Genomic DNA, 14774 nt, shown 5'->3' with positions numbered 1-14774 from the left:
GAGCGGCGCCTTGCCGGGACGCGCGGGGCGAAGGGGCGGGCGGCGTCAGATCCAGGTGGCGTGGCTGGGGACGTGGGCGGGGGCCATGTTGATGTACTGCACCAGGCGGGGCCGCGCGCCCCGGTTCGGGCTGGGGCCATGGGGCAGGGCCTGGTGCCAGATCACCAGGTCGCCCGCGTGGGCGCCGATGGGCGTGGCGCCCAGCGCGTGCAGGTCCTGCTGGCGCGGGTCGGCGCCGGCGGGCAGGTGCTCCAGCCAGCCGCCCACCCGGCGGTGAAAACCCGGCACCAGGGTGAGGGCGCCCTGTTCGGGGGGCGTGTCGGTCAGGTACAGGATGCCCTGGGTGGCGAAGGGGATGGGCTGGTGCAGGCTCACATCCCAATGCATGCCCTGGCCGCCATAGGGGTAGCCCGCGCGTTCGGGTGGATTGAACCCGCAGCGGTCCGTGCTGCGCCACAGGTCCGCCGTGCCCCACAGCTGGGCAAAGGCCTTGTGGATGCGCAGGGAGCGCCGGTTGGCCTCGAAGGCGGGGTGCTGGAACAGCTGGACCATGGTGTTGCGCGGGGCGTGGGCATACCACGACGCCGTATCGGCGGGATCGGCGCGCACCGCGTCCCACACGGCGTGCGCCGCGGCGGCGCTGTCGTGCGGCGGCACGGCAGCGCGCACCACCACGTAGCCATGCTCGTCCCAATGCGCCAGGTCCTCCGCATTCAGCACGGGCTCCATCGCGTCGATCCGGGCATGCAGCTGCAAGGCCGCTTCGGGCGCCGGGCCGCCATCCACAAGGGCTTGAATCCGCGCCACGGTGGTTGCATCGGGCGCGCCCGCCGTGCGCACGATCCAGTCCTCGAAGGCGGCGAACTCCGGGGCCTCGCGCAGCACGTACTGCATGGTCTGCTCCAGCCCCACCCCCAGCGCGGCCAGCACGATCTGCGTGCGGTGGCCTTCCCCGTGGGAGCCCTGCGCCAGGCCCCTGCGCGCGGCCATCCAGCGGGCCCAGCAGCGCTTGAGGTGGGGGACCCGCAAGGCGCCCGTCTCCGTGTCTGGCGGCAGCGGGTGGGGCAGGGGCGTGGGGGCGGCAGCGGCGGACATGGAGGGGCAGGGGCAGGGGCAACAGGAGAATGGAACGAGGGCACGGCCGATCGGGGACACGCGTGCCCGTGGGCGCCCTCCCATTTTGCAACGTCGCCTGCTGTCAACGTGCCAGGGCCACGCCCCCGGCAAGCCGCTGGGTGACGGCGGCCCGCAGGGAATCGGGCGCATCCGCGATCAGGCGGGGCCATTGCTCCCGGGCCCGCGCCACCGTGTCGCGCAGGAGCGCCAGGTGGCGCGGTACGCGCAGCAGTCCGGCCGACTTCATGAGGCCTTCCATGTCGTCCCAGCTGAACGCGCGCAGCGCGCGGTCGATGGAGCGGTTCATCGCGTACTGGCCCTCGGGCACGCCCTCGAAGAACGCGGCCACGCACACCGGGTCGTACACCGGCGCCAGTTGCGGCACGCGCCCGTCGGGGTAGACCAGCGCCCAGTTCTTCAGGTGCGCATCGGTGTTGCCCATGAGGATGAACGCCACCATGCGCGCCAGGAACTCGCGTGTGTCTTGCACCGGCTGGCGACTCAGGCGGTTGAGCACGCGCAGCATGGTGGCCCAGTCCTGCAGGATGCCCTTGCCGTACTTTTGCCGCGGGGTGTAGCCCAGCACCTGGTTGAACTCCTCCATGTGCACGCGGGCGCCGCCGGGCAGGTGGTCAAAGCGCTGCACGGCCAATATCTCGTTGAAGGGCACGGTGCCCGGCAGGTCGGCCTCGGCGCGGGTGATGACGCGTGCATCGGCGCAGTGCAGGCCCAGCGCCTTGCACAGCTGGTAGCCGGCGAACTCGTTGGCCACCAGGTCGGGGTGCGCGGTGGTGGGCAGCTTGAGGATCACGCTGCCGGCCGCGCCCTGGCGGCGCACGGTGTAGCGGCGGCCGTCCAGCACCGCGCTGAACTTGGTGACCACGCCGGGCAGCGATGCGGCGTCTTCCACCGGGAACTCGACAAAGCCCGGCTCCAGCACGTCCAGCCCTTGCGTGGTGTGCCAGTGCCGCACCACGTCGGGGATGCCGTCTTGCGCGGGCACGGGCTCCACCTCCAGCGCGCCCATCAGGTCGTGGCCCGCGGCGGCCAGCAGTTCGAACTCGTCGTCGGGGCTGCAGCCGCGCTCGCGCGCCAGCCGCTCGCGGTTGTGGCCCTCGGGCAGCAGGTTCTGAAAATACACGGGCCAGCGCCCGTCGGTGCGCACCAGCCGTGCATCCCGCGCCGACGCCAGGATCTGCTGCGTGGCCGCCTCGTCGGCACCTTGAAAGCTGAGCGACAGGGTGGGGCGCTGCGGGTTGCGGATGTAGCTCTCGTCAAACGACACGCGCAGGATGTCGCCGTACTGCGAAAGGTAGCCAATCGCCTCGCGCCCGCCCGCCGCGCCGTCTGCCAGGGCGGGGCGGTGCAGGTACAGGCGCAGGTAGCGGATGGAGGTGCTCATGGGGCCGGGTATGCGCAGGCGCGTGCGGGTGTGGGCGCTGGCGGCCTCAGCCGGCGCGGCTCAGGCTGTCCACCACCGACGGCGGCGCGTCCACTCCCGCGGGCTGGCCCAGGAACTTGCCGCCCGACTGGATGAACGCCTCCAGGCTGGGCCGCAGGCTGCTGGGCACGGCAATGATGTCCATGCCCAGCACGCGGGCCATCTCGGCCAGGGTGGAGTAGCGCGGGTCCAGGTCGCCACCTTCGGTGCGCTGGACGGTCATGCGGGAGAGGCCCGCGCGGTCGGCGAGTTCGGCCTGGGTGAGCTTGCCGGCTTTGCGGGCGATGGCCAGGCTCTGAATGAGATCGTTGTTCATGATTATATTTATACTCTTTTATTTGAAAAAGATAAACATAGGTATCATTATCGCCATTGGTCTTGGCAAAAATACAGTTCAAGGAACCCACCATTGACCCAGCTGCTGCGAATCCATGTCACCGGTGCTTCAGGCTCTGGCACGTCCACGCTGAGCGCGGCCCTGGCCGCAGCGTTGAACGGGGCCCACCTCGACGCTGACGACTACTACTGGCTGCCCACCACGCCGCCGTTCACCAGCAGGCGGGACCCTACACAGCGCCTGGCCCTGCTCCTCGGCGACTTGCGCGCCAGCAAGGTGGCGGTGCTGGCCGGTTCCGTGGCCGGGTGGGGGCAGGAGCTGGAGGACTGCTTTGACCTGATCGTGTTTCTCTACCTGGATGCCCCCGCGCGCCTCGCGCGCCTTCGCCACCGGGAGGCGCAGCGCTTTGGCCAGGCGAATCCTGCTTTCCTGGAATGGGCGGCTCAATACGATGACGGGGTGTTGCCAGGCAGAAGCCTGCAGAGGCAGCGGAACTGGCTCGCGGCACGGCGCGGTCCCCATATCGAACTGAGCTCGGACGCTCCTGTCCAGAATCTGGTGGCGGCTGTGATGAGGGCATTGCCCGGGTTCTGAAGCAACGGGCGAGGGCGTCCCCACCATGCCAAGATGGCGGCCGTGGGTTCGCGCCGTTTCACCCCCCGGCCAACACCGCCGCCAGCCGCGCCAGCGGAAAAACCACAGAACGACGAAAGGGACACCAACGCCATGACCACTCCACACAACGCCCTGGTCGAGCTGACCGCCAATGAACTGCGCCACCGCATCGGCACGCGCGAGGTCTCGCCCGTCGAGCTGCTCGACGCCTGCATGGCGCGCATCGAGGCCGTCAACCCGCATGTGAATGCCATCACCGCCACCTGCTACGACCGCGCCCGCGCCGAGGCCCAGGCCGCCGAGCAGGCGGTGCTGCGCGGCGAGCCGCTGGGCCTGCTGCACGGCCTGCCGCTGGGCGTGAAGGACCTGGAAGCCACGGCCGGGCTGCTGACCACCTATGGCTCGGAGATCTACCGCGGCAATATCCCGGCGGAGGACAACGTGCTGGTGGCGCGCCTGCGCGCGGCGGGCGCCATCGTCACCGGCAAGACCAACATCCCCGAGATGGGCGCCGGTGCCAACTCGCGCAACACCGTGTGGGGCGCCACCGGCAATCCGTTCAACCCCAACCTGAACGCCGGAGGCTCGTCGGGCGGCTCTGCCGCTGCGCTGGCGTGCGACATGCTGCCGGTGTGCACGGGGTCGGACACGGGCGGCTCGCTGCGCATTCCAGCTTCTATCTGTGGCGTGGTGGGCTTCCGGCCGTCGCCCGGCGTGGTGCCCAGCTCGCGCAAGCTGCTGGGCTGGACGCCGATTTCGGTGGTGGGCCCCATGGGCCGTACGGTAGAAGAGGCCTGCCTGCAACTGGCCGCCACGGCGGGTATGTCGGCGGGCGACCCGCTGAGCTACCCGCTGGACCCGATGAGTTTTTTGTTGCCCGAAGCGGTGGACCTGAGCCGCCTGCGCGTGGCGTACACCGAAGATCTTGGCGCCTGCGCCGTGGACAACGGCATCCGCGCCGTGTTCCGCCAGAAGGTGCAGGCCATGAAGCACCTGTTTGCCAGCTGCGATGCCATCGACATCGACCTGGGTGACGTGCACCGCTGCTTTGACGTGCTGCGCGCCGAAGCCTTTGTGGCCAGCACGCGCGAGGCCTATGAGCGCGACCCCACCAGCCTGGGCCCCAACACCCGCGCCAACTACGAGATGGGCGCGGCGATGACGTTGCTGGACAGCGCCTGGGCGCAGGCCGAGCAGACGCGCATCCTGGCGCGGTTCCAGAAGTTGTATGAGCAGTACGACGTGATCCTGGCGCCCACCACGCCCGTGTCGCCTTTTGCGTGGACGCAGCTGTTCGCCAGCCACATCAACGGCGAGCCGCAGGCCAACTACTACCGATGGCTGGCGCTGACCTATGTGACCACGTTGACCACGCACCCAGCGCTCAGTTTGCCGTGCGGGCTGGATGACGTGGGGATGCCGTTTGGCCTGCAGATCGTCGGGCGCTTTCGCGCCGACCGCCACACGCTGGGCGTGGGCCACGCGCTGGAGCAAGCCTTCAAGGGCATCGCCGGGCTTGCCCGCCCACGGCCTGACATCGCCAAGCTGATGCAAACACACGCGGAGCCCGCGCTGACCTCCATCGTGACTGGCGCGCCCGATCCGCGCGACGCCCGCAGCCTGCCGCGTGATGACCGCACCGCCTCGGCGGCTCAGGTGTCAGCGGTGTAATTCGAGCCAGGAGACAAAACCATGCAATCAGCGGACACCATCGTCATTGGCGCGGGCATCGCGGGCGCCTCGGTGGCGTGGCAGCTTGTACAGGAGCGCGTCGGGGGGCAGGGCGCCAGCGTGCTGCTGCTCGAGCGCGAATCGCAGCCCGGCTACCACACCACCGGCCGCTCGGCGGCCCTGTACATGGCCACCTACGGCACGCCCAACATCCAGGCGCTGACCCGGGCGAGCCGCGCGTTTTACGACGCGCCGCCGCCCGAGTTTGGAACTGACCCCATCCTCTCGCCCCGTGGCGTGGTCTACGTGGCGGGGCCGGACCAGATCGACATGCTGAAACAGGCCTACGACGAAGCCCACACCATCTCGCCCAATGTGGAATGGGTGGACCAGGCCGCACTGCTGGCCCAGCTGCCATGCCTGAAGCCCGAAGCCGTGGCCGCCGGCATGAGCGAGCCCGAGGCGGCCGACATCGATGTGCACGCGCTGCACCAGGGCTACCTGCGTGGCCTGCGCCAGCGCGGCGGCCAGGTGCTGACGAATGCCGAGGTCACGGCCCTGCAGCGCGTTGGCGATAGCTGGAAGGTGACCCTGGCCGATGGCCGGGTGCTGCAGGCCAAAACCATTGTGAACGCCGCAGGCGCCTGGGCTGACGTGGTAGCGGGCCTGGCAGGCGTGCCGCCCATTGGCCTGGAGCCGCGCCGCCGCACCGCCTTCACCTTCGCCGTGCCCGAAGGCATGGACGCGACCCACTGGCCCGCCGTGATCGGCATCGACGAGAGCTTCTACTTCAAGCCCGACGCAGGCCAGTTGCTGGGCTCCCCCGCCAACGCCGACCCGACACATCCCCACGACGTGGTGCCCGAAGAACTGGACGTGGCCACGGGGATTTATCACATCGAGGAAAAAACGATCTTCCAGATCCGCCGCCCCTCCCACACCTGGGCAGGCCTGCGCTCATTCGTGCCCGACGGCGACATGGTGATAGGCTGGGACAACCATGTGCCCGGCTTTTTCTGGCTGGCGGGGCAGGGTGGGTATGGGATTCAGAGCGCGGCGGGCGCCTCGTTGCTGGCGCGGCAGCTGCTGCGCGGCGAGCCACTGGCGGAAGAACTGGTGCGCGAGGGGGTGGCGCCGCAAGGGCTGTCGCCTGCACGGCTGCGATAGCTGCGCGTCTGCTTTTTGGCCGAAGGGGGCCTCAGGCGAACGTGTTGACCTGGGTACCCAGCGTGCCGGACGTGGCCAGCCCTGGCTGGGGCATGGATTGCTGCATGGCATCCAGCAGCGTGGCCGCTGACGTGGCCTGCATGTCCAGCGCCTTCTTCAGCACCACCATGTTCAGCGCATCGGACGTCTTGGCACTGGCCAGCGCGGTGGCGGTGTTGACGATGCTGTTGGTGAGGGCGACGTCCATGGTGATTCCTTGGGGTGATGGATTCATATCGGCATGCGTGCGGCAGGCTTGAGGGTTTTTACATATCCGGGCCCGCCTGGGGTTGCCATTCTCACTCCAGCGCCGCCGCCCCAATGGCTCCGCACGCCGCCAGGTCGGACGCGCGAACCCCGGGCAACTGCCGTGCTGCGTCCCGAAGCGCCGTGCGCAAGCCTTCCTCCAGCGTGGGGTGGTAGAACGGCATGCCCAGCAGGTCGTGCACCGTCAGTTTCTGCTGAATGGCCAATGCAAGCAGGTGGGCCATGTGTTCGCCCTGGGGCGCGCACATCTCGGCGCCCTGCAGACGGCCGGTGGCCCGGTCGGCGTGCAGGCAGATGCGCCCATGGTTGTGCTGGGCTGCCCGGGCCCGGCCCTGGTCGTCGAAGCTGGCCGTGCCCGTGATGGTGTGGACAGGGTCCATGTCGGCAAGGCGCTGGCCCACCATCGCGACGTTGGGATCGCAGAACACGATGGCCAGCGGGGTGCGGCGCTGAAAGCGCGCAGGTGTCTCCGCCAGGGCATTCATCCCGGCGATATGGCCTTCGTCGGCCGCCTCGTGCAGCAGCGGCACGTGGGCGTTCGCGTCCCCGGCCAGGAACACGGGCAGGCTGCCGATCTGCTGGGTCCGTGCATCCACCGTGGGCATGCCATGCTTGTCCAGCGGCACATCCAGGGTGTCCAGGCCCAGGTGCTCGATATTGGGTACGCGGCCCATGGCAGCGACGACCTGGTCCACCACCACGCGGTGGGAGCCGCTGCGCACTTCGATGCCGCCGGGCACTTCCCGCAGTTCGGCCGGGGCCCCGGCGTGCAGCACCATGTCCTTCTTGAGCAGCGCTGTCAGTTCGGCGTTGAGCGCCGGGTCGCTCAGGCCCGCCAGTGTGTCGCCGGTGGTGAAGGCGGCCACCTGCAGCCCGAGCCGGGCCAGCGCCTGGGAGATCTCCACGCCGATGGGGCCCATGCCAATCACGGCGATGCGGGGGCCGAGGCTGGGCTGCTCGAACAGGGTGTCGGTGGTGAGCATGCGGTCGCCAAACGCCAGCCATTCGTCCGGCACGCTCGGGCGCGAGCCGGTGGCGATGATGATGCTGCGCGTGGCATGGCGGGTGCCGTCGATGTCCACCGCGTGCGGGCCGGCCAGCGACGCGCGCCCGGATACCTGGGCGCTGCCCAGCCCGCTGGTGGCCTTCAGAACGCCCGCCACGAAATCATCGCGCAGGGCGCGCACGCGCCGCAGCACGGCCGGTATGTCGGCGGTCAGGGCCTGTGCGCCCCGCAGGCCGAATTCCTCGAATGCGTGGCGGCGGTGAAAGGCGTTGGCCGCCTCGATCAGTGCCTTGGAGGGCATGCAGCCTACCCGCGCGCAGGTGGTGCCCCAGGGCCCTTCGTTGACGATCAGGTAGCGGTCCGTGCGTTTGCGCACCTCGCGCAGGGCGGCCAGGCCGGCTGTGCCTGCGCCAATGATGATGGTGTCGAGCGGTTGGCTCATGGGTGGTTCCTTGGGAGCCCTGCAAACCCTGAGTGTCGCGGCCCGGCCGCGCGGCGCTTGTAGGCGCAAAGGCCTTTGTTGGTTCCCCCTGCCCGGGCAGCGCGGCGTGGCCGGCGAAGCCCTTGCCCTCGCGGCCGCCCCGAAAGGTGCCGTCGTTCAGGCCGCCGGCTCGGTCCAGCCCACGCGGCCCTGGCCGCAGTCGTTGATGCGCTGCACGAAGGCCGCGGCCCGCGCTTCGGGCAGGCGCAGCTGCACGGTGACCAGGCTGCCATGCCGCACCTCTGACAGTTCGGCCCCGGCCAGGTCGATTTCGCGGCGCAGCAGGCCTTCCAGGGCGTAGGGCACCAGGCACTGCAGGGTTGTCATGCGCTGCAGCGTGACCTTGGGGGCGGTGAGCAGTGCCTGGGCCACCGTGTCGGTGTAGGCGCGCACGAGGCCGCCCGCTCCCAGCTTCACGCCGCCAAAGTAGCGCACCACCGTGGCCAGCACCCCCTCCAGGTCCTGGTGGCGCAGCACGTCGAGCATGGGCCGCCCGGCCGTGCCCCCGGGTTCGCCGTCATCCACCGCCGCCGACTGGCCGCCCGCCAGCACGGCCCAGCAGATGTGCGCGGCACCAGGGTGCTGCTTCCACAGCGCATCCACCGCGGCCTGCGCGCTGGCGCGGTCGGCCATGGGCTGCACGCAGCCGATGAACCGGCTTTTCTTGATGACAAGTTCGCTGTGCGCGGGCGCGGCCAGAGTGTGGGGCATGGGGCGCAGAGTGTAAGGGGGCGGCCCGTGTGTGAAAAAAGTCACAGCCCAGGGCCGCGGGAAGGGGTACGCCCGCGTGAAACGCCCGCGACCGTGTGTTCTGTCACACAGGAGTGCGGCGCGGATTCCTACACTGCGCATTGAAGCCCTGACTTACGCTGGCGCTCAGTTTTTTGCAGCGCCGAAGCCTTATAAAAAGGAACCGCCATGTTCGCCATCCCGTTCACCGCCCCGTCGCATGCCGCCTGGGGCCACCATCTTTTTGGCAGGTTCCTGTCGCGCTCGGCACCGCCCGCTGCTGGCGTGGCGGTTGCGCAGGCCATGCCTGCCGAGGCCGAAGCCGCGGTGGCGGAGGACGCGTTCCCGGATCTGGCGCAGCGGGTGCGTGAAGTCGGGGAATGGTAGCCAGGGCGACGGCGCTCGACGGGCGGCCCCGCCCTGTCCAGCACCCGGGCGCCTTCCTTCTTCCTGGGTAGCGGCAATGCAGGGCCGTGCATGGCCACGGAAAGTCCCCACGGTTCCCTGCGGGCTTTCGTCGATATCGGTCTGGCTCCTCGGTACAATAAACAATCCATCTGGATGGTTTGTTGAATGACCGAAGCACATCGCCGCCAAAAACAGCCTGAACTGATCCGCAGCCAATTGCTGGCCGTGGTCCGGGAACTCCTGGTGCGGGAGGGCCCCCACGCCGTCACGCTCGATGCCGTGGCCCAGCGGGCCCACGTGACCAAGGGCGGGCTCCAGCACCATTACCGCAGCAAGCAGGCCCTGCTGGATGCGCTGTCGGACCAGCTCTTCGAGGAGTTTGAACAGTGTTTTGCGAAAGCGCTGGACCAGGAAGAGGACACGCCCGGGCGCCATGCGCGTGCCTACATCAGGACCTGTTTTGACAGCGGCTCGGACAGCCGCCAGGTGGAGACGCAGCGGGCGATCGGCCTGCTGGCCCTGACGTCCGCGCCGTGCCGCCAGCGGTGGCATGCCGCGATGGCGGCGGCACTGAAGGCCGACGGCGACGATCCCCACATGGCCAATGTGCTGCTGGCCTGCCGCCTGGCGGGAGACGGGTTCTGGTTCGCGCAGATGCTCGATGTCTATGCACTCGACCAGCCGCGCAAGGCCGCCATCCTGGACATCCTCCTGTCCCTGTGCCAAGGAGGCCGGCCATGACCTGGAGCACGTCCGCGGGCACCTATCTGATCCTGGGCGCCGCCATCTTGCTGGAAGTGCTGGGCACCACGGCACTGAAGGCCTCCGAGGGATTCACCCGGCTGGTGCCGAGCACGGTCACCGCGGTGGCCTACATGGCGTCGTTCTACCTGCTCTCGCTGGCGCTCAAGACGCTGCCGATGGGCATTGCCTATGCGGTCTGGTCCGGTGTGGGCATCGTGCTGATCTCCACCGTGGGCTGGGTGTACTACGGCCAGCGCCTGGATCTGCCGGCCGTGATCGGGTTGGGCCTGATCGTGGCGGGTGTCCTGGTGGTGAACCTGTTTTCCCACAGCGTGGGCCACTAAGCAGCCGCCAAGGCGGCCCGGCTTGCGGCCTCGCGGCATGTCCTATCCACCGATTCCCGTTTTTGTACCTGTTTCCCATGAACCTGCGACCTTCCCCGTCCGCCGGGCCTTTCTGCGTCACTGGCCAGACACCTTCGAGAGCGCAGCTGCAAGCGCTGCTGGCGGCAGGACATCCTGCCTTGCACTTTGAGCAATGCGACTTCGACGGGCTGGACCTGGCGGGCCTGCCGCTGCGCGGCGCCCAGTTCATTGGCTGTTCGTTCCTCGGGACCTCCCTGGACAAGGCGGATCTTGGCGGCACACGCTGGCTGGACTGCCGGGCAGGGCAGGCGCAGTTCCGCCTGGCGGACCTCACCGAGGCGCGCTTTCACCGCTGCGACCTGAACAACACCTCCTGGGACCGCGCCAACCTGGCCTCGGCACGGTTCGCCGAAGTCAAGCTCACCGGCGCGCATTTTCGCGAGGCCGGCACGCTGGGGCTGGGTTTTCACGATTCGCTGCTGGTGGGGGCCGACCTGCGCGGCGTCTCGTTTCGCAAGCAGACGGTGGAGCAGCTGGACCTGTCGGATGCCGATCTGGCCGGGTGCGATTTTCGGGATGCTGTGTTCGAAGGCGGAAGCCTGCGCGATGCGCACCTGAAGAACGCGCGCTTTGATGGCGCGGACCTGCGGTCGGTCGACCTGGGCGGGCTGCGCATCGCGCACCTGGCGCAGTCTTTCAAGGGCGCCATCATCTCGGCCGACCAGGCGGGGGTGCTGGTCAGCGAGCTGGGCATCCGGGTGGTGTGAAGCCGGCGAGGCGGCCGGATCGCCGGCGCTTTTCTACAGCCTGAGCTCCCAGGTTTCGCCCACGGCCTGCTGGCCGAAGCCCTCGTAGGGTTCCGACTTGACCAGCTTGAACCCGCGTTTGGCGTAGATGCCACGCGCGGCCGTCAGGCAGCTATTGGTCCACAGCACCATTTTCCGGTAGCCCTTGGCCCGTGCGAACGCGATGCACTCGTCGGTCAGGCGGGCGCCCAGCCCCAGGCCGCGCGCCCGGGGCGACAGGATGAGCATCCGCAACTGGGCCGTGCTGGCGGACTTGCGCACCACGAACACGGCGCCCACGCGTTCGCCCTCCAGTTCGGCGATCCAGCACCGTTCCCAGCCCGGCTGGAACTTGCGCACGAACTGCGCGGCGATGTCCGCCACCAGTGCCTCGAAGCGGTTGTCCCAGCCGTACTCGCGCCAGTAGATTTCGCCATGCTGCTGCACCACCCAGCCGATGTCGCCGGGCACGGGGTCGCGCAGCACGGCCACCTTGGGCGCCGCCACGGCGCCGCTGGCGGGCTCCAGCAAGGCCTCGATGCGTTGCATGGCGTCCACCAGTTCGTGCCGCCGGGCCGGCGGCAACGGGGCAAGCAGCGCGGCGGCTTCGTCGCGCGAGCGCTGCTGCAGCGGTTCGAACGCAGCGCGCCCGGCAGGGGTGAGCGTGAGCACGCTCTGGCGCGCATCACGGGCGCTGGCGCTGCGCAGGATCCAGCCCGCGCCTTCAAAACGCCGCAGGATCCGGCTCAGGTACCCGCCGTCCAGGCCCAGGTCCCGGGCCAGCTCGCTGGCGACCGGCGCGTCGCGGTGGGCCAGCTCGTACAGCACGCGCACGTCGGTCAGCGAGAGATCGCTGCCCAGGTACGGGTCCAGCACGCCCACGCGGCGGGTGAAGAAGCGATTGAACCTGCGCACGGCCTTCACGGCGTCGGCGGCGACGGGCGCGCTGCCTGCGGCTGCGCTGGCCTGGGAGGATGGATTCGTGCTCATATATGCCTTTGTCATGTGGTTGGTTGACAAAAGCAAGTATATGCCTGATCTCCATCAAACCTTGGGGAGTGAAGGGCAAGTGCGTTCGGGGCGACAAAACACGCCTGCCAACGTAAAATCACGGGTTATCCACCACAGCCGCGCCCCACGAGGCCCCATCCGCACATGGGCTGGCCGCGCTCCCCATCTGAATGAACGCCCCCGTCGACGTCTCCTTTTTTGCGCGTGCCGCAAAGCCATTGACCAGCTACCGCCCGTACTGGGCCAAGCGCTTTGGCACGGCCCCGTTCTTGCCGATGAGCCGCGCCGAGATGGACAAGCTGGGCTGGGACAGCTGCGACATCATCCTGGTGACGGGCGATGCGTATGTGGACCACCCGAGCTTCGGCATGGCCGTGATCGGCCGCACGCTGGAGGCCCAGGGCTTTCGCGTGGGCATCATCGCCCAGCCCGACTGGCAAAGCGCCGAGCCCTTCAAGGTGCTGGGCAAGCCCAACCTGTTCTGGGGCGTGACGGCGGGCAACATGGACTCGATGATCAACCGGTACACGGCCGACCGGAAGATCCGCAGCGACGACGCCTACACGCCCGGCGACATTGGCGGCAAGCGCCCCGACCGCGCGGCCATCGTTTACAGCCAGCGCTGCCGCGAGGCGTTCAAGGACGTGCCCATCATCCTGGGCGGCATCGAAGGCAGCCTGCGCCGCATCGCGCACTACGACTACTGGAGCGACAAGGTGCGCCGCTCCATCGTGGTGGACAGCAAGTGCGACCTGCTGCTGTACGGCAACGCCGAGCGCGCCCTGGTCGAGGTGGCGCACCGCATCGCCGCGCGCGAGCCGGTCGAGCAGATCACCGATGTGCGTGGCACGGCCTTCGTGCGCCGGCCCGACGACGAGAGCGGCAAGGGCTGGTTCGAGATCGATTCCACCAGCGTGGACGAGCCCGGGCGCGTGGAGGCCCACGTCAACCCCTACATGACGACCAGCGAGCAGGCGGCGGCGCAGGGCACCACCTGCAGCAAGGAGGATGCTCCTGATTCTGTAGCTGTTGGCGCAGATCCATCAAGCGCTGGAGGCCAAAAAGACCTTCAAACGGCTGAACCCAACCCCGCCATCCAGCCCATGCTGTTCGTGGCCAACCCGGCGCTCAAGGCGAAGCTCAAGGTGCCGCCGCGCGACAGGAGCGTGATCCGCCTGCCCAGCTACGAGCAGGTCAAGAGCGACCCGGTGCTGTACGCCCATGCCAACCGCGTGCTGCACCTGGAGACCAACCCCGGAAACGCCCGCGCGCTGGTGCAGGCGCACGGCGAGGGTGCCACCGCCCGCGACGTATGGATCAACCCGCCGCCCATCCCGCTGACCACGGCCGAGATGGACCACGTGTTCGACCTGCACTACGCGCGCGGCCCGCACCCGAGCTATGCCGACGAGAACGGCAGCCACGACGGCGCGACCAAGATCCCCGCGTGGGAGATGATCCGGTTCTCGATCAACATCATGCGCGGCTGCTTTGGCGGCTGCACCTTCTGCTCGATCACCGAGCACGAGGGCCGCATCATCCAGAGCCGTTCCGAGGATTCCATCATCCAGGAGATCGAGGACATCCGCGACAAGGTCAAGGGCTTCACCGGCACCATCAGCGACCTGGGCGGCCCCACGGCCAACATGTACCGCCTGGGCTGCAAGAGCCCCGAAATCGAGGCCGCCTGCCGCAAGCCCAGCTGCGTGTACCCGGGCATCTGTTCCAACCTGGGCACCAACCACGACCCGCTGATCAAGATCTACCGCCGGGGCCGCGCGCTCAAGGGCATCAAGAAGATCCTCATCGGCTCGGGCCTGCGCTACGACCTGGCCGTGAAGTCGCCCGAGTACGTGAAGGAACTCGTGCAGCACCACGTGGGCGGCTACCTCAAGATCGCGCCCGAGCACACCGAGCAGGGCCCGCTGACCAAGATGATGAAGCCGGGCATCGGCAGCTATGACAAGTTCAAGCAGATGTTCGAGAAGTTCAGCGAAGAGGCGGGCAAGAAGCAGTTCCTGATCCCGTATTTCATCGCCGCGCACCCGGGCACCAGCGACGAGGACATGATGAACCTCGCCATCTGGCTCAAGAAGAACGGTTTTCGCGCCGACCAGGTGCAGACCTTCTACCCGAGCCCCATGGCCACGGCCACGGCCATGTACCACAGCAACAAGAACCCGCTGCGCAAGATCACGCGCGAGAGCGAGACTGTGGACATCGTGCGTGGCGAAAAGCGCCGCCGCCTGCACAAGGCCTTCCTGCGCTACCACGACCCGAACAACTGGCCGCTGCTGCGCGATGCGCTCAAGGCCATGGGCCGGGCTGACCTCATTGGCAACGGCAAGCACCACCTGATCCCGACCTTCCAGCCGCTGACCGACGGCGGCTACCAGAGCGCCCGGCGCAAGAATTCCACCCCCACCGGTGCCAAGGCTGCCGTGGTGCCCGCATCGCGCAGCGTGCAGCAGCCCACCAAGGGCCGCATCCTGACACAACACACGGGCCTGCCACCGCGCGTGACAGGGGGCGCCACCACCGCGCCCGGCGGCGGCAAGAGCGGCAAGGCATTCAAGAAGGCCCGCTAGGCGG

The 14774-nt window shown here is 68.6% G+C and carries 15 protein-coding genes; 8 read left to right on the top strand and 7 right to left on the bottom strand.

Translation table 11 applies throughout. The annotated features are described in order from the left end of the window. Nucleotides 1–45: 45 nt before the first annotated feature. The 3 genes from AC07PV_RS03275 to AC07PV_RS03265 form a co-directional block, all read right to left on the bottom strand. Entirely contained in the window at nucleotides 46–1095 is a 1050-nt protein-coding gene (locus tag AC07PV_RS03275; protein ID WP_494629376.1) for a phytanoyl-CoA dioxygenase family protein, read from the bottom strand. Nucleotides 1096–1198: 103 nt separating this feature from the next. Beyond that, on the bottom strand, nucleotides 1199–2518 hold the full coding sequence (locus tag AC07PV_RS03270) for a type II toxin-antitoxin system HipA family toxin (protein ID WP_494629374.1): 1320 nt from the start codon (nucleotides 2516–2518) through the stop codon (nucleotides 1199–1201). A gap of 46 nt (nucleotides 2519–2564) precedes the next feature. Further along, complete coding sequence (locus tag AC07PV_RS03265) at nucleotides 2565–2873, bottom strand: helix-turn-helix domain-containing protein (protein WP_492244922.1); 309 nt, start codon at nucleotides 2871–2873, stop codon at nucleotides 2565–2567. A gap of 93 nt (nucleotides 2874–2966) precedes the next feature. Between AC07PV_RS03265 and AC07PV_RS03260 the strand changes: the two genes are divergently transcribed. From AC07PV_RS03260 to AC07PV_RS03250, 3 genes are all read left to right on the top strand, one after another. Continuing rightward, nucleotides 2967–3488: a P-loop NTPase family protein gene (locus AC07PV_RS03260; protein WP_494629371.1), complete on the top strand. Its 522-nt coding sequence runs from the start codon at nucleotides 2967–2969 to the stop codon at nucleotides 3486–3488. Between the two features lie 132 nt (nucleotides 3489–3620). Further along, the gene (locus tag AC07PV_RS03255) at nucleotides 3621–5180 is read left to right on the top strand and encodes an amidase (protein WP_494629370.1); all 1560 of its coding nucleotides are present in this window, start codon (nucleotides 3621–3623) and stop codon (nucleotides 5178–5180) included. 21 nt (nucleotides 5181–5201) lie between these two features. Next, entirely contained in the window at nucleotides 5202–6347 is a 1146-nt protein-coding gene (locus AC07PV_RS03250; protein WP_494629368.1) for an NAD(P)/FAD-dependent oxidoreductase, read from the top strand. 31 nt (nucleotides 6348–6378) lie between these two features. Here AC07PV_RS03250 and AC07PV_RS03245 read toward each other — a convergent pair whose 3' ends face one another. The 3 genes from AC07PV_RS03245 to AC07PV_RS03235 all read right to left on the bottom strand — a co-directional run bounded on the left by AC07PV_RS03245 (nucleotide 6379) and on the right by AC07PV_RS03235 (nucleotide 8851). After that, entirely contained in the window at nucleotides 6379–6594 is a 216-nt protein-coding gene (locus tag AC07PV_RS03245) for a YjfB family protein (protein WP_218295135.1), read from the bottom strand. 91 nt (nucleotides 6595–6685) lie between these two features. Beyond that, nucleotides 6686–8101, bottom strand: a complete 1416-nt coding sequence (locus AC07PV_RS03240; protein WP_494629367.1) for a dihydrolipoyl dehydrogenase — start codon at nucleotides 8099–8101, stop codon at nucleotides 6686–6688. A 156-nt stretch (nucleotides 8102–8257) separates the two neighbouring features. Beyond that, nucleotides 8258–8851 (bottom strand): IMPACT family protein, encoded by a 594-nt coding sequence (locus AC07PV_RS03235; protein ID WP_494629366.1) that lies wholly within the window; start codon nucleotides 8849–8851, stop codon nucleotides 8258–8260. 207 nt (nucleotides 8852–9058) lie between these two features. On the opposite strand from AC07PV_RS03235, the gene AC07PV_RS03230 reads away from it, so the two are divergent. From AC07PV_RS03230 to AC07PV_RS03215, 4 genes are all read left to right on the top strand, one after another. Then, complete coding sequence (locus AC07PV_RS03230; RefSeq protein WP_218295132.1) at nucleotides 9059–9256, top strand: hypothetical protein; 198 nt, start codon at nucleotides 9059–9061, stop codon at nucleotides 9254–9256. A gap of 186 nt (nucleotides 9257–9442) precedes the next feature. Continuing rightward, nucleotides 9443–10018 carry a TetR/AcrR family transcriptional regulator gene (locus AC07PV_RS03225; RefSeq protein WP_494598133.1) on the top strand — a complete coding sequence of 192 codons (576 nt, stop codon included), beginning with the start codon at nucleotides 9443–9445 and terminating at the stop codon, nucleotides 10016–10018. Then, nucleotides 10015–10365, top strand: a complete 351-nt coding sequence (locus AC07PV_RS03220) for an SMR family transporter (protein WP_218295130.1) — start codon at nucleotides 10015–10017, stop codon at nucleotides 10363–10365. The genes AC07PV_RS03225 and AC07PV_RS03220 overlap by 4 nt, the downstream gene beginning before the upstream one ends. Before the next feature lie 179 nt (nucleotides 10366–10544). Continuing rightward, on the top strand, nucleotides 10545–11153 hold the full coding sequence (locus AC07PV_RS03215; RefSeq protein ID WP_255590805.1) for a pentapeptide repeat-containing protein: 609 nt from the start codon (nucleotides 10545–10547) through the stop codon (nucleotides 11151–11153). Between the two features lie 33 nt (nucleotides 11154–11186). On the opposite strand, the gene AC07PV_RS03210 is transcribed toward AC07PV_RS03215, so the two are convergent. Further along, on the bottom strand, nucleotides 11187–12161 hold the full coding sequence (locus AC07PV_RS03210) for a bifunctional helix-turn-helix transcriptional regulator/GNAT family N-acetyltransferase (protein WP_494629364.1): 975 nt from the start codon (nucleotides 12159–12161) through the stop codon (nucleotides 11187–11189). 191 nt (nucleotides 12162–12352) lie between these two features. On the opposite strand from AC07PV_RS03210, the gene AC07PV_RS03205 reads away from it, so the two are divergent. Next, nucleotides 12353–14770, top strand: a complete 2418-nt coding sequence (locus tag AC07PV_RS03205; RefSeq protein ID WP_218295127.1) for a YgiQ family radical SAM protein — start codon at nucleotides 12353–12355, stop codon at nucleotides 14768–14770. Nucleotides 14771–14774 lie beyond the last annotated feature (4 nt).

The organism is Acidovorax sp. GW821-FHT09A11, from assembly GCF_059418365.1.
The sequence above is the reverse complement of the archived record's forward strand: the minus strand, read 5'-3'. Positions and strand labels throughout refer to the sequence as shown.

Bases quoted from the DNA above. Each gene is read 5' to 3' on its own strand.
- AC07PV_RS03220 (WP_218295130.1), top strand. From the start codon at position 10,015: ATGACCTGGAGCACGTCCGCGGGCACCTATCTGATCCTGGGCGCCGCC.
- AC07PV_RS03230 (WP_218295132.1), top strand. From the start codon at position 9,059: ATGTTCGCCATCCCGTTCACCGCCCCGTCGCATGCCGCCTGGGGCCAC.
- AC07PV_RS03235 (WP_494629366.1), bottom strand. From the start codon at position 8,851: ATGCCCCACACTCTGGCCGCGCCCGCGCACAGCGAACTTGTCATCAAG.
- AC07PV_RS03250 (WP_494629368.1), top strand. From the start codon at position 5,202: ATGCAATCAGCGGACACCATCGTCATTGGCGCGGGCATCGCGGGCGCC.
- AC07PV_RS03255 (WP_494629370.1), top strand. From the start codon at position 3,621: ATGACCACTCCACACAACGCCCTGGTCGAGCTGACCGCCAATGAACTG.
- AC07PV_RS03275 (WP_494629376.1), bottom strand. From the start codon at position 1,095: ATGTCCGCCGCTGCCGCCCCCACGCCCCTGCCCCACCCGCTGCCGCCA.
- AC07PV_RS03210 (WP_494629364.1), bottom strand. From the start codon at position 12,161: ATGAGCACGAATCCATCCTCCCAGGCCAGCGCAGCCGCAGGCAGCGCG.
- AC07PV_RS03265 (WP_492244922.1), bottom strand. From the start codon at position 2,873: ATGAACAACGATCTCATTCAGAGCCTGGCCATCGCCCGCAAAGCCGGC.
- AC07PV_RS03225 (WP_494598133.1), top strand. From the start codon at position 9,443: ATGACCGAAGCACATCGCCGCCAAAAACAGCCTGAACTGATCCGCAGC.
- AC07PV_RS03240 (WP_494629367.1), bottom strand. From the start codon at position 8,101: ATGAGCCAACCGCTCGACACCATCATCATTGGCGCAGGCACAGCCGGC.
- AC07PV_RS03205 (WP_218295127.1), top strand. From the start codon at position 12,353: ATGAACGCCCCCGTCGACGTCTCCTTTTTTGCGCGTGCCGCAAAGCCA.
- AC07PV_RS03245 (WP_218295135.1), bottom strand. From the start codon at position 6,594: ATGGACGTCGCCCTCACCAACAGCATCGTCAACACCGCCACCGCGCTG.
- AC07PV_RS03270 (WP_494629374.1), bottom strand. From the start codon at position 2,518: ATGAGCACCTCCATCCGCTACCTGCGCCTGTACCTGCACCGCCCCGCC.